Below are 24,984 nucleotides of genomic sequence, written 5' to 3'. Positions count from 1 at the left end.
TCGATTGATCATGCGATGACGGCCAACCTGCTCGACTACGACCTTGAGGGCCTGGCCGCCTTTTGCGAGCGGCACGGAGAAAAACGCTTCCGTGCCACCCAGTTGTTCCGCTGGATTCACCAGAAGGGCGCCTGCGATTTCGACCAGATGACCGATCTGGCCAAGTCGCTGCGCGAAAAACTCAAGGTGGCGGCCCATATCCAGGGCCTGCAGGTCATCTCGCAGCACGAATCATCGGACGGCACCATCAAATGGCTGTTCGATGTGGGCGCCGGCAACGCGGTCGAGGCGGTATTCATCCCCGAAGAGGATCGCGGCACCCTGTGCGTGTCGTCCCAGGCGGGCTGCGCGGTCGGCTGCCGATTCTGCTCGACCGGGCACCAGGGCTTCAGCCGCAACCTGACCAGCGGAGAGATCACCGCGCAGCTGTGGTTTGCCGAGCATTTTCTGCGCAAGCACCTGGCGCGCGACGAGCGTGTCATCTCCAACGTGGTGATGATGGGCATGGGCGAGCCGCTGCAGAACTACGCGGCGCTGATCCCCGCCCTGCGCACCATGCTCGACGACCACGGCTATGGCCTGTCGCGCCGGCGCGTGACGGTGTCGACCTCCGGCGTGGTGCCCATGATCGACCGTCTGGGCCTGGACTGCCCGGTGGCGCTCGCGGTCTCGCTTCATGCCCCGACCGACGCCTTGCGCGACAACCTGGTGCCGCTGAATCGCAAGTACCCTTTGAATGAATTGCTCGATGCCTGCAACCGCTATCTGGCCCATGCGCCGCGCGACTTCATCACGTTCGAGTACTGCATGCTCGATGGGGTGAACGACCAGCTGGAGCAGGCGCGGCAACTGGTCAGCCTGGTGCGCCAGCATCAGGGGCAGGGCATCTGGTGCAAGTTCAACCTGATTCCCTTCAATCCCTTTCCCGAATCCGGATTGCTGTGCTCGCCGCCGGAGCAGGTGGCCGCGTTTGGCAAAATTCTGAGCGATGCGGGGATCGTGACCACGGTGCGCAAGACGCGCGGGGACGATATCGATGCCGCCTGCGGCCAGCTCGCAGGCGATGTCAAGGACCGAACCGGCGTGGGCAAGCGCATCGCGCGCCAGCGCATCGTGATGTTGAAACCGGTCGAGGCAACCGCTGTTGCCACCAAGGAGATTTGAGGCATGAAGAACCCCGGTGTAGGCAAGCGGCAGGTTGTCCTGTGGCTGGCGCAGGCCTGTTTCGTGGTGTCGGCGCTGGCCGGCCTGGCGGGTTGCGCGGCGAATTCAGGCACGACGGGCGCGTCTGACGCCGGTACCGACATCGCCACCGAATCGGATGCAACGCCGGCCCGCAAACGGGCGCAAATCCGGCTGGACCTCGCGGTGGACTACTTCAACCGGGGCCAGACGACGATAGCGCTCGACGAGCTCAAGCGGGCCATCGTGACGGACCCCAGCTATGGCGAGGCCTACAACCTGCGCGGCCTGGTCTACATGCGGCTGGACGACCCCAAATTGGCCGAGGACAGTTTTCGCCGCGCCATGGCCTTGAAGCCGCGCGACGGCGGCATCCTGCACAACTACGGCTGGATGCTGTGCCAGCAGCGCCGCTACCCGGAAGCGGACCAGGCCTTCAAGCAGGCGCTGGCCATCCCGCTCTATGGCGAAAAAGCCAAGACCCTGATGACGGAAGGCTTGTGCCAGATGCAAGCCGGCCACAAGGCAGAGGCGGAAGCCACGCTGTCCCAGTCGTACCAGCTCGATGCCGGCAATCCCATCACGGGCTACAACCTGGCCAGCCTGCTGTTTCAGCGCAACGAGCTCACGCGCGCCCGGTTCTACATCCGGCGCATCAACAACACCGATCTGGCCAACGCGGAATCGCTGTGGCTGGGCATCAAGGTCGAGCGCCGCATGAACAATCGCGAGGCCATGCTGCAACTGGCCGACCAGTTGCAGCGGCGTTTTCCCCAGTCGCCCGAGCTGGTGGCGTATCAGAAGGGGGCTTTTGATGAGTGAGCCCATGCAGCCCATCCCGGGCGGCTCGTTTTCCGCTGAGGCCGCGGCGGCGCCGGAGCTGAGCGCGGGAACGCTGCTGCGGCAGGCGCGTGAGGCCGCCGGCCTGCATATTGCCGTACTCGCGGTCTCGCTGAAGGTGCCTGTGAGGAAGCTGGAGGCGCTCGAGGCGGACCAGTGGGGCGAACTTCCCGATGCGGTGTTTGCGCGGGCCCTGGCGGCGACCGTGTGCCGCATGCTCAAGATCGATCCGGCCCCGGTGCTCGCCAGGCTGCCGCAATCAACGGCGCCGCGCCTGACGCCGGACGACGAGACCATCAACGCGCCGTTTCATGCGCCGGGCGAAAACCTCCGGTCCGGGTTCTGGGACCAGCTCTCGCGCCCCGTGGTGATGGCGGTGCTGGCGCTTTTGCTGGGCGCACTGGTGCTGATCCTGCTGCCCAGCTTCACTCGTGAGGCCAGTGTCGCGGACGCCGCACCCGTGACGGCCGCGCCGGTGCCTGTAGTGGCTGCGGCTGCCGTGCCCGGGCCCGCCGCCGATAAGGTGGCCGACCCGCCGGTGACGACCACGGCGGCGCCCCTGCTCACGTCGGCGCCCGAGACTGGCGCCGCGCCCACAACGGCGCCGCCGCAGCCGGCGGTAGCGGCAGCAGCGCCCACCCCGGTGGATGGAGCCCCCGGTGCCGTCCTTGTATTCAATGCGCGGGCCGCGTCCTGGGTGCAGGTGATCGACGCCAAAGGCAAGGTGGCCTTGCGCAAGACGCTGGCGCCCGCAGAAGTGTCTGAAGTCTCCGGTGCGTTGCCCTTGTCGGTGGTGGTCGGCCGCGCCGATGCCATCCAGGTGCAGGTCAGGGGCAAGCCCCTTGATCTGGCATCTTCGACCAAAAACAATGTTGCACGTTTTGAGGTGAAGTAATGGCCTCCGATCTCCCTATCGAATTTGCCACGCCCCGGCCGCGTCACTCTCGCCAGGCCCGTGTGGTCTGGGGTTCGCGCAGCGTGACGGTGGGCGGCGACGCGCCGGTGCGCGTCCAGTCCATGACCAACACCGACACGGCCGACGCCATCGGCACCGCGATCCAGGTCAAGGAACTGGCGCTGGCCGGCTCGGAGATGGTGCGCATCACCGTCAACACACCCGAGGCCGCGCAGGCGGTGCCGCACATCCGCGAGCAACTCGACCGCATGGGCATTGATGTGCCGCTGATCGGCGACTTTCACTACAACGGCCACCGGCTGCTGACCGATTTCCCGGATTGCGCGCAGACCTTGTCCAAGTACCGCATCAACCCGGGCAACGTCGGCAAGGGCAGCAAGCACGACAAGCAGTTCGGCCAGATGATCGAGGCGGCGATGCGCTGGGACAAGCCGGTGCGCATCGGCGTGAACTGGGGCAGCCTCGACCAGGAACTGCTGGCCAGCCTGATGGACCGGAACAGCCTGCGCAGCGAGCCCTGGGATGCGAAACAGGTGATGTACGAGGCGCTCGTGAGTTCGGCCATCGACTCGGCGCGCCGGGCCGAGGAAATGGGCATGCCGGGCCACCAGATCATTCCCTCGTGCAAGGTCAGCGGTGTGCAGGATCTGATCGCCGTGTACCGTGAGCTGGCCAGGCGCTGCGACTACGCGCTGCACCTGGGCCTGACCGAGGCCGGCATGGGCGCCAAGGGCACGGTGGCGTCCAGCGTGGCCCTGTCGATCCTGCTGCAGGAAGGCATCGGCGACACGATTCGGGTCTCGCTCACACCGCAACCCGGTGAAGCACGCACCCAGGAGGTCGTCGTGGCGTCGGAGATCCTGCAGGCGCTCGGACTGCGCAGCTTCAATCCCAGCGTGACCGCCTGCCCTGGCTGCGGGCGCACCACCAGCAGCACCTTCCAGGAGCTCACCAAGCAGATCGACGACTTCCTGCGGGCGCAAATGCCGGTGTGGCGCGAGCGCTATCCGGGCGTGGAGAAACTCAAGGTGGCGGTGATGGGCTGCATCGTCAACGGTCCGGGCGAGAGCAAGCACGCCGACATCGGCATCAGCCTGCCGGGCACCGGCGAGGCGCCGGCGGCGCCGGTCTACATCGGCGGCGAAAAGAACGTGACCCTGCGCGGCGAACACATCGCGCAGGAGTTCCAGGCCATCGTGGAAAACTACATTGAAAAACGCTTTGGCACCCGGCGCACGGCCGAGACGGTCTGAGTCAGGCTTTCAGTTTTTGAATAAAAACAGGCTGTAGCCTGTATCAGTGCTGCGCAGGCAGCTATCACTTAAGTAGCAGACAAAAATTCAATGGCCGAGAAGTTAACCGCCGTCAAGGGCATGAACGACATCCTGCCGCCCGAGTCGGCGCGCTGGGAGTGGTTCGAAGACAAGGTGCGCGCGCTGATGCGGCGCTATGGCTACGCCAATGTGCGCACCCCCGTCGTCGAGCCGACGGCGCTGTTCGTGCGCGGCCTGGGCGAGGTTACCGATATCGTCGAGAAGGAGATGTATTCCTTCACCGACTCAATGAACGGCGACCAGCTCACGCTGCGCCCGGAGGCCACCGCCGGCATCGTGCGCGCGATGGTCGAGCACAACGCGCTGTACAACGGCCCGCTGCGCGTGTGGACCATGGGTGCCGTGTTCCGCCATGAGCGTCCGCAAAAAGGCCGCTATCGCCAGTTCCACCAGATCGACGTCGAGGCCCTGGGCTATTGCGGACCCGATGTGGACGCCGAGCAGATCCTGATGTGCCGCGCGCTGTGGCAGGAGCTGGGCCTGGTCGAAGGCGAGGACGTGCGGCTCGAGATCAACAGCCTGGGCCAGGCGGACGAGCGCCGACAGCACCGCGAGGCGCTGATCGCCCACTTCGAGGCCCATGCGTCGGTGCTCGACGAGGACGCCAGGCGCCGCCTGCACAGCAACCCGCTGCGCATCCTCGACAGCAAGAACCCGGCGATGCAATCGATCGTCGAGTCGGCGCCGCAGCTCATGAGCTTTCTGGGCGAGGCCTCGCTGGCGCATCTGAACGCGGTGCGCGCCATCCTCGATGCCGCGGGGCTGGCCTACCGCGTGAATCCGCGCCTGGTGCGCGGCATGGACTACTACAACCTGACCGTCTTCGAATGGGTCACCGACAAGCTGGGCTCGCAGGGTACGGTCTGCGGCGGCGGGCGCTACGACGGCCTGTTCGAGCAGCTCGGCGGCAAGCCGACGCCGGCCGTCGGCTGGGGCCTGGGCGTGGAGCGCCTGCTGCTGTTGCTGGAGGCCGTGGGCCCTGTCATCGCGCCGCCCGTGCCCGACGCCTACGCCGTGATTCCCGATGCGGCGGCGCTGCCTGTGGCGATGTGCACGCTGCAGGCCCTGCGCGCGGCGGGCGTCAACGTGCAGATGCATGCCGGCACCGGCGAGGGCCGGGGCAGCATGAAGTCGCAGCTCAAGAAGGCCGATGCCAGCGGCGCCCGCCATGCCCTGATCTTCGGCGCGGACGAACTGGCGCAAAACCTGGTGGCCGTCAAATCCCTGCGCGACGGCAGCGGCCAGCAGGTGATGCAGCCGCTGGCCGACGTGTCCGGCTGGGCCGCCACCCTACAATCGCTGACTTAAACGAATCACACACCATGGCTACACCTCTCGATCTTCAAGAACAGGAACAGCTTGATGAACTCAAGCATTACTGGAAAAAATACGGCGACCTGATCACCTGGACATTGCTGCTGGTGTTTAGCGCGCTGGCCGCCTGGAACGGCTACCAGTACTGGCAACGCGACCAGGCCACCAAGGCATCGGCGCTGTACGACGAGGTCGAGCGTGCCGCGCAGGCGGGCGATACGGCCATGCTGGAGCGCTCCTTCAGTGACATGAAAGACCGATACGGCCGCACCACTTACGCGCAGCAGTCGGGCCTGCTGGTGGCCAAGGTGATGGATGAAAAAGGCAATATCGACGGGGCCAAGGCGGCGCTGGCCTGGGTGGCCGACAAGGCCTCCGACGAGGGTTACCAGTCCATCGCCAAATTGCGCCTGGCGGCCGTGTTGATGCAGGCCAAAGCCTACGACGAGGCGCGCAAGCAGCTCGCCGGCTCGTTCCCGTCCGAGTTCGCGGCGCTGGTGGCGGACCGCCTGGGCGATATCGATGTGCTGCAGGGCAAGAAGGCTGATGCCGTGACGCAGTACAGCCGGGCCTACAAGGGCTTCGAGGCGCAGTCGCAATACCGGCGCGTGGTTGAAGTCAAGCTGAACGCCCTGGGCGTGGACCCGGGGGCTGCACCAGGCCAGGCAACGGCGCCGCAGGCCAACGCGTCTGCCACCGGGGAACACTCGTGAGTTTGAGACATTTTATGCCTTCAGCCCTTGCACCGAGGGCGCTGGTAGCTATCGTTTTCGTAGCATCCCTGGCGGCGTGCTCGAGCGGCTCGCCGCCTCCGAAGCCAACGCCCCTGGCCCCCAACGAGGCACTGATCGGCGTGCGCCAGGTCTGGACCGCGCATGTGGGCGCCATCGACTTTCCGCTCGATGTCAACGTGAATGGCAACACGGTGACGCTGGCCGGCGCAGGCGGCACCGTAGCGGCGATCGATGCGCGCACCGGGCGCGACCTGTGGCGCACCTCGGTGCGCACGCCGATCGCCGCCGGTGTCGGCAGCGACGGCAAGCTGGCCGCAGTGGTGACGACGGGCAACGAGCTGGTCGCGCTGCAGGGCGGGCGTGAGTTGTGGCGCCAGAAGCTGCAGGCGCAGGCCTATACCGCACCCCTGGTGGCCGGCGCGCGCGTCTTCGTACTCGCGGCGGACCGCTCGGTGAGCGCCTACGATGGCCAGTCCGGGCGCCGCTTGTGGCTGCAAAAACCGCCCAGTGAACCGCTGATCCTGCGCCAGGGCGGCGTCCTGCTGGCGGTTGGCGACACGCTGGTGGTGGGCTTGTCGGGCCGCATGGTGGGCCTCAATCCCCTGAACGGCAGCCTGCGCTGGGAGGCGCCGATCGCGTCCCCGCGCGGCACCAACGATATCGAGCGGCTGGCCGATCTGGTGAGCCCAGTGAGTCGGGTGGGCAATGAAGTCTGCGCGCGGGCGTTCCAGACGGCGGTCGGCTGCGTCGATGCCGTGCGCGGCGCCGTGCTGTGGACCCGGCCGGCGAATGGCGCGCAGGGGCTGCAGGGCGATGACCGGCTTCTGTTCGGCACCGAGATGGACGGCAAGGTTGTGGCCTGGCGACGCGCCAATGGCGAGCAGGCCTGGAGCACCGACAGCCTGAAATACCGCGGCCTGAGCGCGCCCTTGGCGCTGGGGCGCTCGGTGGTGGTTGGCGACAGCGCCGGCTTCGTTCACTTGCTGTCGCGCGAAGACGGGTCCTTGCTGACCCGGCTCACGACCGACGGCTCGGCCGTGGTGGCGGCGCCCGTGGCCGCCGGCAATACCCTCGTCGTGGTGACACGCAACGGGGGTGTCTATGGCTTCCAGCCGGAATGAGCTGCTAGGCAGTCGCACGTGAAGCCCGTCCTGGCCCTGGTCGGCCGCCCCAACGTCGGCAAATCCACCCTGTTCAACCGGCTCACCAGGTCGCGCGACGCCATCGTGGCCGACTTTGCGGGCCTGACGCGCGACCGGCACTACGGCAACGGGCGCCAGGGCCCGCACGAATTCATCGCCATCGACACCGGCGGCTTCGAGCCGGACGCGGCCAGCGGCATCTACAAGGAAATGGCGAAACAGACGCGTCAGGCAGTGGCCGAGGCGGATGTGGTGATTTTCGTGGTGGACGCGCGTGCCGGCCTGTCGGCCCAGGATCACGACATTGCCAAATACCTGCGGCGTCTGGGCAAACCCACAGTGCTGGCCGCGAACAAGGCCGAAGGCATGCAGGCGGGCGCGCAACTGTCCGAGTTTTATGAGTTGGGCCTGGGCGAGGTATACCCGATCTCGGCTTCGCACGGCCAGGGCATCCGCGACCTGGTGGAGCTGGCGCTGGAGCCCCTGCATCTGCCGGAGCCGGACGACAGCGCGGCGGAAGTCGACAGCGGCGTTATCAAGCTGGCGGTCGCAGGGCGCCCCAACGTCGGCAAATCGACCCTGATCAACACCTGGCTGGGCGAGGAGCGGCTGGTGGCATTCGACCTGCCCGGCACCACGCGCGACGCGATCACGGTGCCATTCGAGCGCAACGGCCAGCGCTTCGAGTTGATCGACACCGCGGGCCTGCGCCGCAAGGGCAAGGTATTTGAAGCCATCGAGAAGTTCTCGGTGGTGAAGACGCTGCAGGCCATTGAAACCGCCAACGTGGTGCTGCTGCTGCTCGATGCGACCCAGGGCGTGACCGACCAGGACGCGCATATCGCGGGCTACATCTTGGAGAGCGGCCGCGCCGTGGTGCTGGCGGTCAACAAATGGGATGCGATCGACAACTACCAGCGCGAGCTGGTGCAGCGCTCCATCGAGACGCGCCTGCCGTTTCTCAAGTTTGCCGCGATGCACGTCATCTCCGCCCAAAAGCGCCAGGGTTTGGGGCCGGTCTGGCTGTCCATCATTCAGGCCCACAAGGCGGCCAACTGCAAGATGTCCACCCCGGTGCTGACGCGCGTGCTGCTGGAGGCGGTGCAGTTCCAGAGTCCCAAGCGCGCCGGCATGTTCCGGCCCAAACTGCGCTACGCGCACCAGGGCGGCATGAATCCGCCGGTCATCGTGATCCACGGCAACTCGCTGGAACACGTCACCGATGCCTACAAACGGTTCCTGGAAGGGCGCTTCCGCAAGGAATTCAACCTGACCGGAACGCCGCTGCGCATCGAGATGAAAACCTCGCACAACCCGTACGCCGACAAAGAGTAGGCCGGCGCCCCGTAGCTGCCCCGTTTTTTCTTGTGAAATTGCGCTTTGGGGCCGTCGCATCGGTGCGGCGCTGTGGTAAGGTTCCAGTTCCTACAACAACTTCTGAACACGGAGAATATCGTGAGCAATAAAGGGCAGCTACTTCAGGACCCCTTCCTCAACGCCTTGCGCCGCGAGCATGTGCCGGTGTCCATCTATCTGGTGAACGGCATCAAGCTGCAGGGCCAGGTGGAGTCATTCGATCAATACGTTGTGCTGCTTCGCAACACCGTGACGCAAATGGTGTACAAGCACGCCATTTCGACCATTGTGCCGGGGCGTGCCGTCAACTTCTCGGCCGTCGAGAGCGCAGCCGCAACCGCCGCGGACGCACCCTGATTCCGCAGGCCAGCATCCGGTCAACGTTGTGCCGACACTGCAACCCCTGATCCGCTGATCCAGATTTGTCCGATTCACCCGACCGCCAATTTGCCCCGACCGTCCTGGTCGGGGTCGACTTTGGCTTGCCTCATTTCGACGGCGAGCTGGAAGAGCTCGGGCTGCTGGCCCAGACCGCGGGCTTGAGGCCCGTGGCGCGTATCACCTGCAAGCGCAAGGCGCCCGATGCGGCGCTGTTTGTGGGCAGCGGCAAGGCCGATGAAATCAAGTTCATGGCAGAGCAGTTGGGTGCGACCGAAGTGCTATTTGACCAGAGCCTGAGCCCGGCGCAGCAGCGCAACCTGGAGCGGCATCTGGGCCTGCCTGTGAACGACCGCACCTTGCTGATCCTGGAAATCTTCGGCCAGCGCGCACGCAGCCACGAGGGCAAGCTGCAGGTCGAACTGGCCCGCCTGCAGTACCTGAGCACGCGTCTGGTGCGGCGCTGGTCGCACCTGGAGCGCCAGCGCGGTGGCATCGGCGCGCGCGGCGGCCCCGGCGAGGCCCAGATCGAGCTGGACCGGCGCATGATTGGCGAATCCATCAAGCGCACCTCGGCCCGGCTGGAAAAGGTCAAGCGCCAGCGCCACACCCAGCGCCGCCAGCGCGAGCGGCGCGACGCCTTCAATATCTCGCTGGTGGGCTACACCAATGCGGGCAAATCGACGCTGTTCAATGCGCTGGTGAAGGCGCGCGCCTACACCGCCGACCAGTTGTTCGCCACGCTGGACACCACCACACGGCAGCTTTATCTCGGGGAGGCCGGGCGCTCCGTTTCGCTGTCGGATACGGTCGGCTTCATCCGCGACCTGCCGCACGGGCTGGTCGACGCCTTTCAGGCGACCTTGCAGGAGGCCGTGGATGCCGACCTACTGCTGCATGTGGTGGATGCTGCGCGGCCGGATTTCCCCGAACAAATGGCCGAGGTGCAGCGCGTGCTGGCGGAGATCGGCGCGGCGCGCGTGCCGCAGCTTCTCGTGTTCAACAAGCTCGATGCCCTTGAAAAAGAGCAACGGCCGCTGCACCTGAGCGATACGTTCGAAGTCGACGGCAGCCGTGTCCCGCGTTTGTTCGTCAGCGCACGCACGGGCGAAGGATTGCCGGGGCTGCGTCAGCAATTGGCCAGCATGGTGGCGGGCAGGGCGGGAGCCGGTGCGGCCTGTGCGCAAGCCCCCGAATTTCATGAGGCTGCTCCCTGATTGGGCACAATCGGGGACAACACAAGAAGAGAATTTGCGCATGAATCTGAAATTACGAGTCCCGGGGTGGACTGCACTGCAAGGCCGCATCAGGGGCATGTTCAATCTGAACGACCCGCGCTGGGGGCGTGGCGACGACAAGCCGTCCGACAACATCAGGGCAGACGCACCCCGGCCCGAGGGCGAGCCGCCAGCGCCGCCGCCGCAATCAGGCAACGGCCGCGGACAAGGCCCGAATCAGGGCCCGCCCGATCTCGATGAACTGTGGCGTGACTTCAACCGCAAGCTGGGCGGGCTGTTCGGTGGCCGTAAAAATGGCGGTTCCGGCAACAACGGCGGCGGCTTCGGTGGCCGTGGGCCGGGCGGCGGTGGGTTTCAGCCGGACGGTAAAAGTGCCGGGATCGGTGCGGGGCTGATTGCCGGTGTCGTCGTCCTGATCTGGCTCGGCTCGGGATTTTTCATCGTGCAGGAAGGCCAGCAGGCCGTGATCACGCAATTCGGCAAGTACCGCGCCACGGTCGGGGCCGGCTTCAACTGGCGCCTGCCATACCCGATCCAGCGCGATGAGCGGGTGTTCGTGACGCAGATCCGCTCGGTCGATATCGGCCGCGACAACATCATCAAGGCCACCGGTCTGCGCGACTCGGGCATGCTGACCGCCGACGAGAACATTGTCGAGATCAAGTTCGCGGTGCAATACCGCCTGAAGGACGCGCGCGCCTATCTGTTTGCCAGCCGGGACCCGGCCGGCGCCGTGGTGCAGGCGGCCGAGTCGGCGGTGCGTGAAGTCGTGGGCAAGATGCCCATGGACGCTGCCCTGGGCGAAGACCGCGACAAGATTTCGCCGCAGGTTCGCGCGCTGATGCAAACCATTCTGGACCGCTACGACGTCGGCATCGAAGTCGTCAACATCAACCTGCAGCAGGGTGGGGTGCGCCCGCCCGAGCAGGTGCAGGCCGCGTTCGACGACGTGCTCAAGGCCGGGCAGGAGCGCGAGCGCACCAAGAACGAAGCCCAGGCCTATGCCAACGACGTGATTCCGCGTGCCGTGGGGACGGCCTCGCGCCTGAAGGAAGAGTCCGACGGCTACAAGGCCCGCATCGTGGCGCAGGCCGAGGGGGATGCGCAGCGCTTCAGCTCGGTGCTGGCCGAGTACCAGAAGGCGCCGCAAGTGACGCGCGACCGCATGTACCTGGACTCCATGCAGCAGATCTACAGCAACGTTACCAAGGTGCTGGTGGATTCGCGCCAGAACTCGAATCTGCTGTACCTGCCGCTCGACAAGATCATGCAGATGACCGGCCAGAGCGCACCCGCGGCGGCAGACACGTCCACGCCACCGGCGCCTGCCGGCGCGGTGGTGCCGGTGACGCCGCCCGGTTTGTCCAATGATGATGCGCGCAGCCGTGACGGCGCGCGCTCGCGCGACCGCGAAACACGCTAGGAGCACCCCGTGAACAGAGTTGGTTTTATTGTTTCTTCACTGCTGGTGGTGCTTGCGGTGCTCAGCTCCATGCTGTTCGTGGTCGATCAGCGCCAGTTCGGCATTGTCTATGCGCTCGGGCAGATCAAGGAAGTCATCACCCAGCCGGGGCTCAACTTCAAGCTGCCGCCGCCGTTCCAGAACGTGTCCTATCTGGACAAGCGCCTGCTCACGCTCGACAGCACCGACGCGGAGCCGGTCTACACCGCGGAAAAGCAGCGCGTCGTGATCGACTGGTACGTGCGCTGGCGTGTGACCGACCCGACCGAATACATCCGCAACGTCGGGCTGGACGAAAACGCGGGCGCGAACCAGCTCAACCGCGTGGTGCGCAACGCGTTCCAGGGCGAGATCAACAAGTACACGGTCAAGGAGTTGCTGTCCGCCAAGCGCGAAGCCTTGATGTCGGCCGTCAAGAGTCAGGTGCTGGCCACGGTGCGCGGCGCCAAGCCGTGGGGGGTGGATGTGGTGGACGTGCGCATCACGCGCGTCGACTATGTGAGCGACATCACCGATTCCGTGTACCGGCGCATGGAGGCCGAGCGCAAGCGCGTGGCCAACGAGTTGCGCTCGACCGGCGTGGCCGAGGGCGAAAAAATTCGCGCCGATGCCGATCGCCAGCGCGAGGTGACGGTGGCCAACGCCTACCGCGAGGCCCAGAAAATCAAGGGTGCCGGCGACGCGCAGGCCACCCGCATCTACGCCGAATCGTTCGGCCGCGATCCCCAGTTTGCGCAGTTTTACCGCAGCCTGGACGCCTACAAGTCCAGCTTCAACAAGAAGAGCGACGTGATGGTGATCGACGAATCGTCGGAGTTCTTCAAGGCGATGCGCGGCTCCGGTGGCAGCACCAGCGCGGCTCCTGCCGCCAGGCCGGCCAAGAAGTAAGCCGCGGACGCCCGGGCCTTGGACAGCGGTACGTTCTGGGTGGCGCTTGCCCTGGTGCTGGTCATCGAGGGCTTGCTGCCGTTGGCGTCGCCCGCGGCGTGGCGGCGCATGTTCACGCAAATCCTGCAACTGCGCGATGGGCAGCTGCGTTTTTTCGGCCTGTGCAGCATCGCCGCGGGACTTTTCATGCTCTGGCTGCTGTCGTGAAGCAGGACGGGCCGGCAAGCCCGGTAAAATCCCTGTTTTAACAGCCTCCCAAAATATTCATGTCCGCTTGGGTCCTGCCGGATTACATCGCCGATGTTCTGCCTTCCGAGGCCCGGCACATCGAAGAGCTGCGCCGCTCTCTGCTCGACACGGCTCGCGGCTACGGCTACGAGCTGGTTATGCCGCCGTTGCTGGAGCATCTGGAATCGCTGCTCACCGGCACCGGCGAAGCACTCGATCTGCAAACCTTCAAGCTGGTGGACCAGCTGTCGGGGCGCATGATGGGGCTGCGCGCCGACACCACATCGCAGGTGGCGCGCATCGACGCGCATTTGCTCAACCGCAGCGGCGTGACCCGTCTGTGCTATTGCGGTCCGGTGCTGCACACCCGGCCCGACCGGCCGCATGCCACGCGCGAGCCGCTGCAGTTCGGTGCCGAAATCTACGGCCACGCGGGCCTGGAAGCGGACCTGGAGATTTTGCTGCTGTCGCTGGACTGCCTGAAGGCGGCGCAGGTGCAGGGCGTCAGCGTTGACATGGCCGACGCCCGGATCGTGCGTTCGCTGCTCGCGGACGTGCCGCTCGACGCCGCCGGCTCGGCCCGGGTGCATGCGGCGCTGGCGGCCAAGGACGCGAGCGAGCTGGCGGCGCTGACCAAAACCTTTCCGGCCGCGTCGCGCGAAGGCCTGCTGGCGCTGGTGCAGCTGTATGGCGATGAACGCGTGCTGATTGAAGCTGAAAAGACCCTCAAGCCCTCGCCGGCTCTACGCGAGGCGCTATCAAATCTGAAATGGCTTGCGAACCGCCTGGCGGGCACGCACGTCACGTTCGATCTCGCCGACCTGCGCGGCTACGCCTATTACAGCGGCGCGCGCTTTGCCATCTATGCGCAGCATGCCAGCGCCGCGCTGGTGCGCGGCGGCCGCTACGACGAGGTCGGCGCCGTGTTCGGCCGCAACCGGCCGGCCGTGGGCTTCAGCCTGGATGTGAAGCAACTGGTGGCGGCCGTGGCCCCGCGCGCGCTGCGTGCGGCCATCCGCGCCCCATGGGGTGATGCGCCCGAGTTGCGCGCGGCCATCGCGGCCCTGCGCGGTCGGGGCGAAACCGTGGTCTGCGTGCTGCCGGGCCATGAGAGCGGCGTCGATGAATTCCACTGCGACCGCGAGCTGGTCCATGCCGCGGGGCAGTGGATTGTGCAAGCTATTTGAGAAACATCCGAGATGAATACAAGCAAAGTACAGGCGCCAGGACGCAACGTGGTCGTGGTCGGCACCCAATGGGGCGACGAAGGCAAGGGCAAGCTGGTGGACTGGCTGACCGAGAGCGCCCAGGGCGTGGTGCGCTTCCAGGGCGGCCACAACGCCGGCCACACGCTGGTGATCAATGGCGTGAAGACCGCGCTGAACCTGATCCCGAGCGGCATCATGCGACCCGTCGTGAAGTGCTACATCGGCAACGGCGTCGTGCTCTCGACCGATCATTTGTTCAAAGAGATCGAGCGGCTCGAGGCGGTGGGCGTGGAGGTGCGTTCGCGCCTGCGCATCAGCGAAGCCTGTCCGCTGATCCTGCCGTTCCATGCGGCGCTGGATGTGGCGCGCGAAGCCGTGCGCGAGCAGGGCGGCAGCGAGAAGATCGGCACCACGGGCAAGGGCATCGGTCCGGCCTACGAAGACAAGATCGCGCGCCGTGCGCTGCGCGTGCAGGACCTGAAATACCCCGAGCGCTTTGCCGCCAAGCTGCGCGAATTGCTGGCACTGCACAACTTTGTGCTGACGCAGTATCTGCACGCTCCCGCGATCGAGTTCGACGCGGTGTATGACCAGGCCATGAGCCATGCGGAGCAGCTCTTGCCCATGATGGCCGACGTCTCGCGCGAGCTCAACGATGCGCACCGTGATGGCGCCAATTTGCTGTTCGAGGGCGCGCAGGGCACACTGCTCGACGTCGACCACGGCACCTACCCGTACGTCACATCCAGCAACTGCGTGGCCGGCAATGCCGCGGCCGGCTCGGGCGTGGGCCCCGGCCTGCTGCACTACATCCTGGGCATCACCAAGGCCTATTGCACGCGCGTGGGTGGTGGCCCGTTTCCGACCGAGCTCGACTGGCAAACACCCGGCACGCCGGGCTACCACATGAGCACCGTGGGCGCCGAAAAGGGCGTGGTCACCGGGCGCAGCCGGCGCTGCGGCTGGTTCGACGCGGCGCTGCTCAAGCGCTCGGCGCAGGTCAATGGCCTGTCCGGCCTGTGCATCACCAAGCTCGACGTGCTCGACGGCCTGGACCAGCTGGAGCTGTGCACCGGATACACGCTCGACGGCGAACTGATCGACATCCTGCCCATGGCGGCCGAAGAAATCGCGCGCTGCGTGCCGGTGTACGAGACCATCGCCGGCTGGAGCGACTCCACCGTGGGTGTCACGCAATACGACCATTTGCCAGCCAATGCGCGCCTGTATCTGAAGCGGATTGAGGAGGTGACCGGCGTGCCGATCGCCATGATTTCCACCAGCCCGGATCGTGACCACACCATCCTGCTGCGCCACCCGTATGCACCGGCTTGAGGCCATCAACCAGGAAGAGAATCGACTTCAAGCCCTTATGTGACATTCGCCTCTAGCTATTAATTCAGGAGCATACCCCATGTTGACGGAAGACGGCAAACACCTGTACGTGAGCTACGACGAGTACCACAACCTGATCGAAAAGCTGGCCATCAAGGTGCACCAGTCGGGCTGGCAGTTCGACACCATCCTGTGCCTGGCGCGCGGCGGCATGCGCCCCGGCGACATCCTCTCGCGCATTTTCGACAAGCCGCTGGCCATCATGTCCACCAGCTCGTACCGCGCCGAGGCGGGCACACAGCAGGGCAAGCTCGACATCGCGCACTACATCACCACGCCCCGGGGCGAGATTGCCGGCAAGGTGTTGCTGGTGGACGATCTGGCGGACACCGGCCATACGCTGAACGTTGTGATTCATCAGCTCAAAAACAATTACAGGCCGATCACCGAACTGCGCAGCGCGGTGATTTGGGCCAAGGGGGTATCGAGCTTCACGCCCGACTACGCGGTCGAATTCTTGCCGACCAACCCGTGGATTCACCAGCCGTTTGAAAGCTACGACACCATGAGCCCCGAGCAGCTCCAGGCCAAGTGGGTCGTATAACTAGCGCCCCCACGGCTTGCCACTGCGTATGCTGCGCTGCCCCCCGAGGGGTCTGAACTTGCTCGGGGCGGCCCTTCGCGGCGTTCGCGGTTGGCGTTTGTCACTTCACGGGAGCCTGGCTCCCGTTTTTATTTCAGCGTTACCATTTGCCGATGAGCGAAATTTCCACCCGGCTGATTCATCATCCCTATTCCCCGCCCGAAGGCTTTGCCGCGCCGCAGCCGGGCATCCACAAGGCCTCCACGGTGTTTTTCGCGAATGTCGCGGCCATGCGCACGCGCGAGTGGAAAGACAAGTCGGGCTACACCTACGGCCTGCACGGAACGCCCACCACGTTTTTGCTGGAAGAGCGCCTGTGCACGCTCGAAGGCGGCCTGCAATGCCTGCTCGTGCCCAGCGGCCTGGCGGCGATTGCCAACGTGGCGCTGGCGCTGCTCAAAACCGGTGACGAGGTGCTGATCCCCGACAACGCCTATGGCCCCAACAAGACACTGGCCGAAGGCGAGCTGATGGCCTGGGGCATCACGCACCAGTTTTATGACGCGATGAACCCAGCCGATCTGGCACAAAAAATCAGCGCGAAAACCCGGCTCGTGTGGCTGGAGGCCGCAGGCTCGGTGACCCTGGAATTCCCGGATCTGAGGGAGCAGGTGCGCATCTGCCGCCAGCACAAGGTGACGGCGGCGCTGGACAACACCTGGGGCGCGGGCCTGGCCTTTCGGCCGTTCGATCTGGACGGTGACGGGAGCGGCAGCCTGGCGGTCGACATCTCGGTGCAGGCGTTGACCAAATACCCCAGCGGCGGCGGCGACGTGCTGATGGGCAGCATTGTCACGCGCGAGCCCGCGCTGCACATGAAAATCAAGCTTACCCACATGCGGCTGGGGCTGGGTGTGGCGGCCAACGACACCGAGACGGTGCTGCGCTCCCTGCCCAGCATCGAGTTGCGCTACGGGGCGCAGGACGCGGCAGCGCGCGAACTGGCACTCTGGTGCCAGGCCCGCCCCGAGTTCGCCCAGGTGCTGCACCCGGCGCTGCCGGGCAGTCCGGGGCACGAGCACTGGCGCGCGCTGTGCCGCCATGAAGCTGGCGGCGCCGCCAGCCTGTTCAGCGTGCTGATCGATGCGCGCTACGGCAGCGCCCAGGTGGACGCCTTTTGCGATGCGCTCCGGCTGTTCAAGCTGGGCTACAGCTGGGGCGGACCGATCAGCCTGGTGGTGCCTTACGAGCTGGAGAGCATGCGCACCGCGTGGCCGGCCCATCTGGCGCGCGGCACCCTGGTGCGCTTTGCCATCGGCCTGGAGGCCGTGGCCGATCTGCAGGCCGATCTGGCGCAGGCCCTGCAGGCGATGGCTTGAAATATCCGCCCCATGCGTTCATGCTTGCACCTCAAACTGTTAAAGTGACATCCACCTATTGAAAGAGAACCTTGGCTACACCTAATTACGGATACGAAAAGCGCCAGAAAGAGCTGGCCAAAAAGCGCAAGAAAGAAGACAAGCTCAAGGCCAAGGCTGGCCGCAAGGTCGGCGACCCTGCGCAAGGCGATGCGCAGCAGGATGATTCAACGTCGTCCAGCGACGCGACCGGTCAAACGCCGGGCACGCCGGCCCGGTCCTGAGTCTTTTCTGCATCTTCACGAGCCCCTGTTTGAGCTACTGGCTCAAACTGCTCGTTCATGTGCTCTCCGCCAGGATCTGGCGAGCCAATTGACCCATAGCCCCCGCAGAGCGGTCGCTGGCCGCTATCTTTTTTGAAGTTCCGTACTGGCTGAAGTTGCGCTGTATCGAGCGCGCATAGCCCGGGTCGTAATGCGTCGTGAGTAGTTCACGCACCACGGCTTCGATCTGGCCGGTGTGCACTTTGCCCTTCCAGGTCTGCACCAGGGCCTTGCCGCGCAGCTCGACCAGGGCGTCCAGCCGGTCGCAAAACAGGGCCGTGTCCTGCACGAAGAAATCGTAGTCTTCGAGCAGCAGCGCCACGCGCTCGTCGTCCGACAGCTGCAGGTCCAGGCAGGGGCTGGCGCGCATGGCCAGCATCAGGCTGTCGGGGATGGCCAGGTTGCCGACCTTCTTGCTCTCGCTCTCGATAAACACCGGGCGCGCCGGGTCGAACTGGCGTAGCGCATTCCATACCAGATTGTCAAAGCGCTTTTGCGATGGCTGGGGCTGGCCCGGAATCTGTCCCAGCACCGAGCTGCGGTGGCTGGCCAGCGCTTCGAGGTCCAGCACCTGCGCACCGGCCTGGGCCAGCGCCTGCAGCAACCGCGTCTTGCCGGATCCGGTAGGGCCGCAGATCACGCGATACGACAGGCTGGGGGCCAGCTCGGGCAGGCTGGCCAGCACGGCACCGCGAAAGGCCTTGTAGCCGCCTTCGATCACCGCCACGCGCAGGCCGATCTCGCCCAGCACCAGCGCCAGGGCGTTGCTGCGCTTGCCGCCGCGCCAGCAATAGATCAGCGGCTGCCAGGTCTTGGGCTTGTCCAGCAGCTCGCGCTCGATATGGCGCGCGATATTCGCCGCCACCAGCGCCGCACCGCGCTTTTTCGCCTCGAACGGATTGACCTGCGTGTAAATGGTGCCGATCAGCCGGCGCTCTTCGTTGTTGAGCGAAGGCCAGTTCACGGCGCCGGGCAAATGGTCCTCCAGGTATTCGTCTTCGCTGCGCGCATCTATCACGGCGCTGTAGGCGTTGAGCTGGGCGATGGCGTCAGCCGCCGATACGTGTTTGACGTTCACTTGAGCAACTTCTTCAGTTCGGGCCAAACGTTGTTCAGCAGAGTCGGGTGGGCCGCGGCGATGGGGTGGATGCGGTCGCTCTGGAACAGCTGCGCGGCATTGGGCGCGTCGGCAACGCCCTTGAGCAAAAACGGCACCAGCGCCGCCTTGTTGGCCCGGGCGACCTGGCCAAAGGTCGCGGCAAAGTGGTTGGCGTAGTCGCTGCCGTAGTTCGGTGGCACCTGCATGCCGAGCAGCAGCACCTTCGCACCGGCCTTTTGCGCGGCCTGCGTCATCTGGTTCAGGTTGTCCCGCGTCATGGCCAGCGGCAGGCCACGCAGCGCATCGTTGGCGCCGAGCTCCAGAATCACGATGCCGGGCTTGTCGGCGGCAAGCAGCGCGGCCAGCCGCGAGCGCCCGCCCGAGGTGGTCTCGCCGCTGATGCTGGCGTTTTGCACGGTTGCCGGGATTTTTTCAGCCGCCAGGCGCTTTTGCAGCAGGGCGACCCAGCCGCTGCCGCGCGGCAGGCCATACTCGGCGCTCAGGCTGTCGCCCAGCACCAGAATGGTCTTGGGTGTGGCACCATGTGCGGCCGGCCCGCGTGGCTTGTTCTGGGCGGCCCAAGCCCCCATGGCCCAGAGCCCGGCGGCCGCCGCGATAAAGTGTCTTCGAATCAAAACTTCAAATCCTTCATGTCCACCGTGTCCGGCTCCGCCATTATTTCCGTCGAGCATCTCTTCAAATCAGTGACCGACTCGACCGGTACCCTCGACATTTTGCGCGATATTGATTTCTCGCTGGCACCGCGCGAGACCGCAGCAATTGTCGGCGCCTCGGGCTCGGGCAAGAGCACGCTTCTGTCCATCATCGCCGGCCTGGATACGCCCACGCGCGGCACCGTGCGGCTGGACGGGCAGGACCTGTTTGCGCTGGACGAGGACGAGCGCGCCGCGCTGCGCGCGCAAAAGGCCGGCTTTGTGTTCCAGAGCTTTCAGTTGATGGGCAACCTGTCGGCGCTGGAAAACGTGATGCTGCCGCTGGAGCTGGCCGGGCGCAAGGACTCGCGCCGTGCCGCCACCGAGATGCTGGCGCGCGTGGGCCTGTCGCAGCGCCTGGGCCACTACCCCAAGGTCCTGAGCGGCGGCGAACAGCAGCGCGTGGCGCTGGCCCGCGCCTTTGTCGTGCAGCCGGCCGTTCTGCTGGCCGACGAGCCCACCGGCAGCCTCGACTTCGCCACCGGCGAGACCATCATGGCGTTGATGTTCGACCTGAACCGCGAACTGGGCACGACGCTGGTGCTGGTGACGCACGACCGCGGCATTGCCGAGCGCTGCGAGCGGCGCATCAATATTGAAGCCGGACGGATCGTGCCCGCAGAGGAGGGGGCGGTCCGGTCACTGGCCGGCGGATACTGAGGGACTGTCGTGTGGCATGTGCCCCGCGGCGCGTCCTGCCTCGAGGCTTGCGCGGTGTGTGCCCACGCAAAATGATGGCAGGATGGGATGGACATTTGCAATCATGAGGTGTTGATGCCGATCGAGCAATGTGCGAGGTTGTTGACCAGGATCAGGCCAGCAACGGGACCGCCAGGGGACAATTTTGTTTCATGAGATACCGTCCCCTCTTCCTCGCGCTTTCCTGCGCGGCGCTTTGTGCCTGTTCCTCGCTGTTGCCGCGAGCCAGCACCGATACACCCGCGGGTTTCGCCAGTTTCGAAGAAGCTGCAGCGGCGGCGCAGCGGATCGTGGCTCTGCAGACGCGCACCTCTGAACTCAAGAACATCGGGTTCGACCCGGTCGACGGGCGCAATGTCACGCTGATTCCCTACCCCGAGATTGTGGGGCGACTGGTGCCCAATCCGGGCGTACCCCTCGCCAAACTCGACCCCGGCATCCGCCAGTGCATCGAGGCGCAAACCACCTGCCGCGGCTACCAGTTTCATTTTGAGCGGCAACATCGCCAGCGCGAAGGCAGTTTCTGGCTGGACTTTTTGAACGTTCGCCGTACCACGAAGGTGACCGGGTGGTGGTTTGACGCATTGATTGTGATCAGCGGCGATACCGTGCTGTTTCGCAACTTTGCGGGGCAAGCCTATACCGACCGGATCGAGCAACAGAACAATCCGCTCGGCCCGTTGCAGTCGGGTGCGGATGCCGCCGCTGTCGCGGTGCATTAAGGCTATTCATGGGACTCGCCCAATGGCTCGCTCGCAACGCGCACCGCCGCGGTTACTGGGCAACGGGGAGCGAGCTCTCAAATCCCGGGATTCCGGCGAGGGCCAAAAACAAACTTATTGCTTGCGCCGGCGTATTGCGGCAATCCCCAGAATGCCCAAACCTAGCAAAGCCAAAGAGCCCGGTTCGGGGACACTGTTGCCCACGGGCAAGGTCGCGGTCCAAAAGCCGGCAGTGGGAAAGCCGGCGAAGGCACTGCCGTTATTGAGCGCATTGAACTGGTCTTTGACAGCGTTCGACACCGGGTTGTCGAATGTGATCGACAGAAAAGTGGTTGCGTCGTTGATGGAAGCACCCGCAAAAGCGATCAGCGCCAGTCCTTGCTGATCGTCGTGAAAAACCAGAGCGCCGGTAACTGGATTGACATAGGCGCCAAAATCGAAGCCGAATGTGCTCACCACGGAATTGTTGAATGTCAGTCCAGGATAGAACAGCTGGATGTTTGAAATATCGTTCGCGGTTATTTTCCCGCTTTGAACGGCGCTTAGGCTTGCGTCAAATGTGGCCGATGACGGTTGGTCCACATGTTGTCCGAAACCCTGGCTGGTCGTCGTCCAGGTGTAGGTGACAACGGGGTCTGCCTTTGCCTGCAGGGCAAACAAGCTCCCGGAAAAGGCCAAAACGATCGCTACGACACGGATGCTTTTTAATGAAAACATGGTTCCAATCCAGGGCTAAGTTGTTTGGGCAGTTTGAAAACTTCACGTTTCAAACTGAATTATTTGTTACAAAGCAACTTTGGTGCCTATTGAATTTGTTCAATGAAATCAATGTGCTGAATTTATTTCGTAAAGAAGGCTCTTCGCTTTGTAAGAAATCCCGACACTTAAGTTGGCGGCGATCTTGCTTGTGCGGGTTTCAATGCCGCTACAGTCGTTCTACCCAGTGGGCAAGCGAAGGTAGCTATCTATTTAATAGCGCCTACCCAGCGTCGATAATCTCGCCATGTCGTCCCCCAAAGTGCTTTTCGGCTTCCATGCCGTCGGCGTGCGCCTGAAGACCGCGCCGCAATCCATCATCGAGATTTTTTACGAACCGACGCGCCGCGACGCGCGCATGCGCCAGTTCCTGGAGCGCGCCACCGAGGCCGGGGCGCGGCTGATCGAGGCCGATGGCCTGCGGCTGGCCAAGCTGGCGGGCAGCCATGGGCACCAGGGCGTGGCGGCGCGGGTGCAGCCGCTGGCGCAGGCGCATTCGCTCGACGATCTGCTCGATCAGGTCAGCGGTCCACCGCTGCTGCTGGTGCTCGACGGCGTGACCGATCCGCACAACCTGGGGGCCTGCCTGCGCGTGGCCGACGGCGCCGGTGCGCACGCCGTGATCGCGCCCAAGGACCACGCGGCCGGCATCAACGCCACCGTGGCCAAGGTTGCCAGCGGTGCCGCCGAGACGGTGCCGTACTTCATGGTGACGAATCTTGCGCGCACGCTGGGCGAGCTGAAGGAGCGCAGCATCTGGTGCATCGGCACCAGCGACGACGCGCCCAAATCCATCTACCAGGTGGACCTCAAGGGCCCGGTGGCGCTGGTGCTGGGCGCCGAGGGTGACGGCATGCGCCAGCTCACGCGCAAGACCTGCGACGAGCTGGTGAACATCCCGATGCGCGGTGCGGTGGAGAGCCTGAACGTGTCGGTGGCCAGCGGCGTGTGCCTGTACGAGGCGCTGCGCCAGCGCCTCGGTTAATCATCAGGCGGTCAGGCCAGCCCCAGCGCGCCCAGGAGCGCGCCGGCACCCAGCAGCCACAGCAGGTGGATGCGGGTCTTCCAGACCACCAGCGCCGTCACGACGGTGAGCAGCCACAGCGGCCAGTCCTGAGCCGGGTGGTTGTGCCCGGCGGTCAGCACCCAGCCGGTGGAAAGCAGCAGCGCAATCACGATCGGCGCCACGCCCTGCTTGAAGGCGCGCACCGGGCGCAGTTCGCGGTTGCGGTGGCCCCAGCGCGCCGCGAAAAAGGTCAGCGTGGCGCTGGGCAGCATCATGCCGACCATGGTGACGGCGACGCCCAGCAGGGCGAAGCCCCAGCCGGCCATGCCCGCGCCGAGGCCGCCGCCGGCGTTGAGCCCCACGTTCCAGCCCACCAGCGCGACGAACAGCACGTTGGGGCCAGGTGCGGCTTGCGCCAGCGCAATCGACGAGTTGAATTGCGCATCCGTCAGCCAGAGCCTGTCGTTCACAAGGTAGCGCTGCATCTCGGGCGCGGTCGTGATGGCGCCGCCGATGGAGAGCAGCGACAGCGTCATGAAGTGGGTGAACAGGCCCAACCAATCGGCATGCGTCATCACGATGCTCAGGGGCGGGTGGCTCATTGGCTGGCTCCTACGGCCCTGAGGGCGCCGAGCTGCCGGTACGCCCACATGCTGGCGAGCCCGCCCAGCACCAGCAACACCCATAGCAGGCGTATGCGCAGCAGCGCGATAGCTATGAAAGTAATAGCTGCCAGCGCCCAGCAGATGCGGGCTCCCATCACATTTGTATGCAAAGCTCCGATCAGCTTGAGCCCGGTGGCGGTGATCAGCCCGGCTGCCACAGCGCCCATGCCGCGCAGCGCACCCTGGGCAGCCGGCACGTCGGCGATGCCTGCAAACAGCAGGGCCATGGCCAGTACCACCAGCAGCGGCAAGGTCAGCATGCCGGCCAGCGCGACCAGCGCGCCGCGCAGGCCGAAGTAGCGGTCGCCGATCATCATCGACAGGTTCACCACATTGGGGCCGGGCAGGATCTGCGCCACGGCCCAGTCGTCGACAAACTCCTCGCGCGTGAGCCATTGTTTCTTCTCGACCAGCTCGCGCTGCACCACGGCCAGCACGCCGCCAAAACCCTGCAGGGCCAGCAGGGTGAAGGACATGAACAGGTCGCTCAGGGATTGCGGCTGCGGGTGTTTTTGGGCGGGCAGGAAACTCATGGCCCGATTATCACAGCCGCAGTTGCCAGGTTTCGCCGACCAGGTCGTGTCCGAAGCCATGGTAGGGCTCGCTTTTGACCAGCTTGAAGCCGCGCCGGGCATAGATGTTGCGCGCGGCAGTGAGGCAGCTGTTGGTCCACAACAGCATTTTTTTGTAGCCCTGGGCGCGTGCAAAGGCCATGCATTCATCCGTGAGCCGGGCGCCCAGGCCCAGGCCGCGTGCCTGCGGCGCGAGAATCAGCAGGCGCAGCTGGGCCACGGCCTTGCTCTTGCGCATGACAAAGATCGAGCCCACGCGCTCGCCGTCGAGTTCGGCGATCCAGCAGCGCTCCCATCCGGGCTGGTAGTCCTTGATGAACCCGGCCACGATGCCGGCGACGAGGCCCTCGAACTCGCTGTTCCACCCATATTCGCGCGCGTAGAGCTCGCCGTGTTGCTGCACGACCCAGCCCATGTCGCCGGGCCGCATATCGCGCAGCAGGACAGTGCGCGTGGGCGGTGTTGCCTGGCTCGTGTCGAGCAGCCGCTGCACCGTGGCCATCGCCTCGATCAGCTGGCGCTGGCCCGCTGCGGGCAGGGCGCCGAGCAGGGCGGCCGCCTGGTCGCGCGACTTCTGCTGCAGCGGCGCGAAGGCCTGGTGGCCGGCGTCGGTGAGCTTGAGCAGGCTTTGCCGCGCGTCGGCTGGCGACGCGACCCGCGCCAGCCAGCCCTTGGTCTCGAAGCTGCGCAGAATGCGGCTCAGGTAGCCCGCGTCGAGCGCCAGGTCGCGGCCCAGTTCGGCGGCGGTGGGCTGGTCGCGGTGCGCCAGCTCGTAGAGCACGCGCACCTGTGTCAAGGCAAGCTCGCTGCCCAGGTAAGGGTCGAGCACGCCGATGCGCTGGGTATAGAAGCGGTTGAAGGCGCGGACGGCCTTGACGTCATCCTTCGAAGCGGTGGTGGTAGGGGTGTTCATGATTGATATAGTCAACCATA

Annotated in this window: 27 protein-coding genes; 21 read left to right on the top strand and 6 right to left on the bottom strand. The window is 65.3% G+C overall.

The features are described from left to right. Window positions 1–15: 15 nt before the first annotated feature. The 18 genes from rlmN (at window position 16) to EUB48_RS11350 (ending at window position 17,780) form a co-directional block, all read left to right on the top strand. Complete coding sequence (gene rlmN, locus EUB48_RS11440; protein WP_142819237.1) at window positions 16–1,164, top strand: dual-specificity RNA methyltransferase RlmN; 1,149 nt, start codon at window positions 16–18, stop codon at window positions 1,162–1,164. A gap of 3 nt (window positions 1,165–1,167) precedes the next feature. Next, complete coding sequence (gene pilW / locus EUB48_RS11435) at window positions 1,168–2,004, top strand: type IV pilus biogenesis/stability protein PilW (RefSeq protein WP_142819236.1); 837 nt, start codon at window positions 1,168–1,170, stop codon at window positions 2,002–2,004. Window positions 2,005–2,008: 4 nt separating this feature from the next. Beyond that, window positions 2,009–2,917, top strand: a complete 909-nt coding sequence (locus EUB48_RS11430) for a helix-turn-helix domain-containing protein (protein ID WP_244618177.1) — start codon at window positions 2,009–2,011, stop codon at window positions 2,915–2,917. Further along, window positions 2,917–4,191, top strand: a complete 1,275-nt coding sequence (gene ispG / locus EUB48_RS11425; protein ID WP_142819234.1) for a flavodoxin-dependent (E)-4-hydroxy-3-methylbut-2-enyl-diphosphate synthase — start codon at window positions 2,917–2,919, stop codon at window positions 4,189–4,191. The genes EUB48_RS11430 and ispG overlap by 1 nt, the downstream gene beginning before the upstream one ends. A gap of 90 nt (window positions 4,192–4,281) precedes the next feature. Beyond that, the gene (gene hisS, locus EUB48_RS11420; RefSeq protein ID WP_142819233.1) at window positions 4,282–5,580 is read left to right on the top strand and encodes a histidine--tRNA ligase; all 1,299 of its coding nucleotides are present in this window, start codon (window positions 4,282–4,284) and stop codon (window positions 5,578–5,580) included. Window positions 5,581–5,594: 14 nt separating this feature from the next. After that, window positions 5,595–6,299, top strand: coding sequence for a YfgM family protein (locus EUB48_RS11415; protein WP_142819232.1), 705 nt, complete (start codon window positions 5,595–5,597; stop codon window positions 6,297–6,299). Between the two features lie 14 nt (window positions 6,300–6,313). Next, window positions 6,314–7,441, top strand: a complete 1,128-nt coding sequence (gene bamB / locus EUB48_RS11410) for an outer membrane protein assembly factor BamB (protein WP_142819231.1) — start codon at window positions 6,314–6,316, stop codon at window positions 7,439–7,441. A gap of 18 nt (window positions 7,442–7,459) precedes the next feature. Beyond that, complete coding sequence (gene der, locus EUB48_RS11405) at window positions 7,460–8,797, top strand: ribosome biogenesis GTPase Der (RefSeq protein ID WP_142819230.1); 1,338 nt, start codon at window positions 7,460–7,462, stop codon at window positions 8,795–8,797. A 120-nt stretch (window positions 8,798–8,917) separates the two neighbouring features. Beyond that, window positions 8,918–9,175: an RNA chaperone Hfq gene (gene hfq / locus EUB48_RS11400; RefSeq protein ID WP_077562716.1), complete on the top strand. Its 258-nt coding sequence runs from the start codon at window positions 8,918–8,920 to the stop codon at window positions 9,173–9,175. Between the two features lie 65 nt (window positions 9,176–9,240). Beyond that, the gene (gene hflX / locus EUB48_RS11395; protein WP_142819229.1) at window positions 9,241–10,413 is read left to right on the top strand and encodes a GTPase HflX; all 1,173 of its coding nucleotides are present in this window, start codon (window positions 9,241–9,243) and stop codon (window positions 10,411–10,413) included. Between the two features lie 40 nt (window positions 10,414–10,453). Beyond that, window positions 10,454–11,857, top strand: a complete 1,404-nt coding sequence (hflK, locus tag EUB48_RS11390; RefSeq protein WP_142819228.1) for an FtsH protease activity modulator HflK — start codon at window positions 10,454–10,456, stop codon at window positions 11,855–11,857. Between the two features lie 9 nt (window positions 11,858–11,866). After that, complete coding sequence (gene hflC, locus EUB48_RS11385) at window positions 11,867–12,784, top strand: protease modulator HflC (protein ID WP_077562713.1); 918 nt, start codon at window positions 11,867–11,869, stop codon at window positions 12,782–12,784. An 18-nt stretch (window positions 12,785–12,802) separates the two neighbouring features. Further along, the gene (locus tag EUB48_RS11380; RefSeq protein ID WP_142819227.1) at window positions 12,803–12,991 is read left to right on the top strand and encodes a DUF2065 domain-containing protein; all 189 of its coding nucleotides are present in this window, start codon (window positions 12,803–12,805) and stop codon (window positions 12,989–12,991) included. Between the two features lie 59 nt (window positions 12,992–13,050). Further along, window positions 13,051–14,199 carry an ATP phosphoribosyltransferase regulatory subunit gene (locus EUB48_RS11375; RefSeq protein ID WP_142819225.1) on the top strand — a complete coding sequence of 383 codons (1,149 nt, stop codon included), beginning with the start codon at window positions 13,051–13,053 and terminating at the stop codon, window positions 14,197–14,199. Window positions 14,200–14,211: 12 nt separating this feature from the next. Further along, window positions 14,212–15,555, top strand: a complete 1,344-nt coding sequence (locus EUB48_RS11370) for an adenylosuccinate synthase (protein WP_142819223.1) — start codon at window positions 14,212–14,214, stop codon at window positions 15,553–15,555. A 79-nt stretch (window positions 15,556–15,634) separates the two neighbouring features. Then, window positions 15,635–16,159 carry a phosphoribosyltransferase gene (locus EUB48_RS11365; RefSeq protein ID WP_142819221.1) on the top strand — a complete coding sequence of 175 codons (525 nt, stop codon included), beginning with the start codon at window positions 15,635–15,637 and terminating at the stop codon, window positions 16,157–16,159. A gap of 152 nt (window positions 16,160–16,311) precedes the next feature. Then, window positions 16,312–17,517 carry a PLP-dependent transferase gene (locus EUB48_RS11355; protein WP_142819219.1) on the top strand — a complete coding sequence of 402 codons (1,206 nt, stop codon included), beginning with the start codon at window positions 16,312–16,314 and terminating at the stop codon, window positions 17,515–17,517. Window positions 17,518–17,588: 71 nt separating this feature from the next. Further along, window positions 17,589–17,780 carry a hypothetical protein gene (locus EUB48_RS11350; protein WP_142819217.1) on the top strand — a complete coding sequence of 64 codons (192 nt, stop codon included), beginning with the start codon at window positions 17,589–17,591 and terminating at the stop codon, window positions 17,778–17,780. Between the two features lie 55 nt (window positions 17,781–17,835). Here the strand turns inward: EUB48_RS11350 and mnmH are convergent, their stop codons facing one another. Next, complete coding sequence (gene mnmH / locus EUB48_RS11345) at window positions 17,836–18,897, bottom strand: tRNA 2-selenouridine(34) synthase MnmH (RefSeq protein WP_142819215.1); 1,062 nt, start codon at window positions 18,895–18,897, stop codon at window positions 17,836–17,838. Then, the gene (locus EUB48_RS11340; RefSeq protein WP_142821224.1) at window positions 18,894–19,508 is read right to left on the bottom strand and encodes an arylesterase; all 615 of its coding nucleotides are present in this window, start codon (window positions 19,506–19,508) and stop codon (window positions 18,894–18,896) included. The genes mnmH and EUB48_RS11340 overlap by 4 nt, the downstream gene beginning before the upstream one ends. Window positions 19,509–19,568: 60 nt before the next feature. Between EUB48_RS11340 and EUB48_RS11335 the strand changes: the two genes are divergently transcribed. Both EUB48_RS11335 and EUB48_RS11330 read left to right on the top strand, forming a co-directional pair. Next, window positions 19,569–20,291: an ABC transporter ATP-binding protein gene (locus EUB48_RS11335; protein ID WP_142819213.1), complete on the top strand. Its 723-nt coding sequence runs from the start codon at window positions 19,569–19,571 to the stop codon at window positions 20,289–20,291. A gap of 128 nt (window positions 20,292–20,419) precedes the next feature. Beyond that, a complete protein-coding gene (locus tag EUB48_RS11330; RefSeq protein ID WP_142819211.1) occupies window positions 20,420–21,052 on the top strand; it encodes a hypothetical protein in 633 nt (210 codons plus the stop codon). A gap of 114 nt (window positions 21,053–21,166) precedes the next feature. Here the strand turns inward: EUB48_RS11330 and EUB48_RS11325 are convergent, their stop codons facing one another. Beyond that, window positions 21,167–21,769, bottom strand: coding sequence for a PEP-CTERM sorting domain-containing protein (locus EUB48_RS11325; RefSeq protein ID WP_142819209.1), 603 nt, complete (start codon window positions 21,767–21,769; stop codon window positions 21,167–21,169). Between the two features lie 286 nt (window positions 21,770–22,055). Here EUB48_RS11325 and rlmB point away from each other — a divergent pair, with 286 nt between their 5' ends. Further along, on the top strand, window positions 22,056–22,793 hold the full coding sequence (rlmB, locus tag EUB48_RS11320; RefSeq protein WP_142819207.1) for a 23S rRNA (guanosine(2251)-2'-O)-methyltransferase RlmB: 738 nt from the start codon (window positions 22,056–22,058) through the stop codon (window positions 22,791–22,793). An 11-nt stretch (window positions 22,794–22,804) separates the two neighbouring features. Here the strand turns inward: rlmB and EUB48_RS11315 are convergent, their stop codons facing one another. From EUB48_RS11315 to EUB48_RS11305, 3 genes are read right to left on the bottom strand one after another with little or no spacing between them, the layout of a single operon-like run. Next, on the bottom strand, window positions 22,805–23,416 hold the full coding sequence (locus EUB48_RS11315; protein WP_210411620.1) for a chromate transporter: 612 nt from the start codon (window positions 23,414–23,416) through the stop codon (window positions 22,805–22,807). Continuing rightward, window positions 23,413–24,012 carry a chromate transporter gene (locus EUB48_RS11310; RefSeq protein ID WP_142819205.1) on the bottom strand — a complete coding sequence of 200 codons (600 nt, stop codon included), beginning with the start codon at window positions 24,010–24,012 and terminating at the stop codon, window positions 23,413–23,415. Before EUB48_RS11310 ends, EUB48_RS11315 begins: the two co-directional genes overlap by 4 nt. Before the next feature lie 10 nt (window positions 24,013–24,022). Continuing rightward, window positions 24,023–24,964 carry a bifunctional helix-turn-helix transcriptional regulator/GNAT family N-acetyltransferase gene (locus tag EUB48_RS11305; protein WP_142819203.1) on the bottom strand — a complete coding sequence of 314 codons (942 nt, stop codon included), beginning with the start codon at window positions 24,962–24,964 and terminating at the stop codon, window positions 24,023–24,025. Window positions 24,965–24,984 lie beyond the last annotated feature (20 nt).

The sequence above is a fragment of the Rhodoferax sediminis genome, assembly GCF_006970865.1.
GTDB classification, from domain to species: domain Bacteria; phylum Pseudomonadota; class Gammaproteobacteria; order Burkholderiales; family Burkholderiaceae_C; genus Rhodoferax_A; species Rhodoferax_A sediminis.
The sequence above is the reverse complement of the archived record's forward strand: the minus strand, read 5'-3'. Positions and strand labels throughout refer to the sequence as shown.

Bases quoted from the DNA above. Each gene is read 5' to 3' on its own strand.
- rlmB (WP_142819207.1), top strand. From the start codon at position 22,056: ATGTCGTCCCCCAAAGTGCTTTTCGGCTTCCATGCCGTCGGCGTGCGC.
- EUB48_RS11370 (WP_142819223.1), top strand. From the start codon at position 14,212: ATGAATACAAGCAAAGTACAGGCGCCAGGACGCAACGTGGTCGTGGTC.
- EUB48_RS11375 (WP_142819225.1), top strand. From the start codon at position 13,051: ATGTCCGCTTGGGTCCTGCCGGATTACATCGCCGATGTTCTGCCTTCC.
- hflK (WP_142819228.1), top strand. From the start codon at position 10,454: ATGAATCTGAAATTACGAGTCCCGGGGTGGACTGCACTGCAAGGCCGC.
- EUB48_RS11365 (WP_142819221.1), top strand. From the start codon at position 15,635: ATGTTGACGGAAGACGGCAAACACCTGTACGTGAGCTACGACGAGTAC.
- EUB48_RS11315 (WP_210411620.1), bottom strand. From the start codon at position 23,416: ATGAGCCACCCGCCCCTGAGCATCGTGATGACGCATGCCGATTGGTTG.
- rlmN (WP_142819237.1), top strand. From the start codon at position 16: ATGACGGCCAACCTGCTCGACTACGACCTTGAGGGCCTGGCCGCCTTT.
- EUB48_RS11355 (WP_142819219.1), top strand. From the start codon at position 16,312: ATGAGCGAAATTTCCACCCGGCTGATTCATCATCCCTATTCCCCGCCC.
- EUB48_RS11310 (WP_142819205.1), bottom strand. From the start codon at position 24,012: ATGAGTTTCCTGCCCGCCCAAAAACACCCGCAGCCGCAATCCCTGAGC.
- pilW (WP_142819236.1), top strand. From the start codon at position 1,168: ATGAAGAACCCCGGTGTAGGCAAGCGGCAGGTTGTCCTGTGGCTGGCG.
- EUB48_RS11430 (WP_244618177.1), top strand. From the start codon at position 2,009: ATGCAGCCCATCCCGGGCGGCTCGTTTTCCGCTGAGGCCGCGGCGGCG.
- EUB48_RS11305 (WP_142819203.1), bottom strand. From the start codon at position 24,964: ATGAACACCCCTACCACCACCGCTTCGAAGGATGACGTCAAGGCCGTC.
- EUB48_RS11325 (WP_142819209.1), bottom strand. From the start codon at position 21,769: ATGTTTTCATTAAAAAGCATCCGTGTCGTAGCGATCGTTTTGGCCTTT.
- ispG (WP_142819234.1), top strand. From the start codon at position 2,917: ATGGCCTCCGATCTCCCTATCGAATTTGCCACGCCCCGGCCGCGTCAC.
- EUB48_RS11330 (WP_142819211.1), top strand. From the start codon at position 20,420: ATGTGCGAGGTTGTTGACCAGGATCAGGCCAGCAACGGGACCGCCAGG.
- bamB (WP_142819231.1), top strand. From the start codon at position 6,314: ATGCCTTCAGCCCTTGCACCGAGGGCGCTGGTAGCTATCGTTTTCGTA.
- EUB48_RS11340 (WP_142821224.1), bottom strand. From the start codon at position 19,508: ATGGGGGCTTGGGCCGCCCAGAACAAGCCACGCGGGCCGGCCGCACAT.
- EUB48_RS11415 (WP_142819232.1), top strand. From the start codon at position 5,595: ATGGCTACACCTCTCGATCTTCAAGAACAGGAACAGCTTGATGAACTC.
- hisS (WP_142819233.1), top strand. From the start codon at position 4,282: ATGGCCGAGAAGTTAACCGCCGTCAAGGGCATGAACGACATCCTGCCG.
- EUB48_RS11335 (WP_142819213.1), top strand. From the start codon at position 19,569: ATGTCCACCGTGTCCGGCTCCGCCATTATTTCCGTCGAGCATCTCTTC.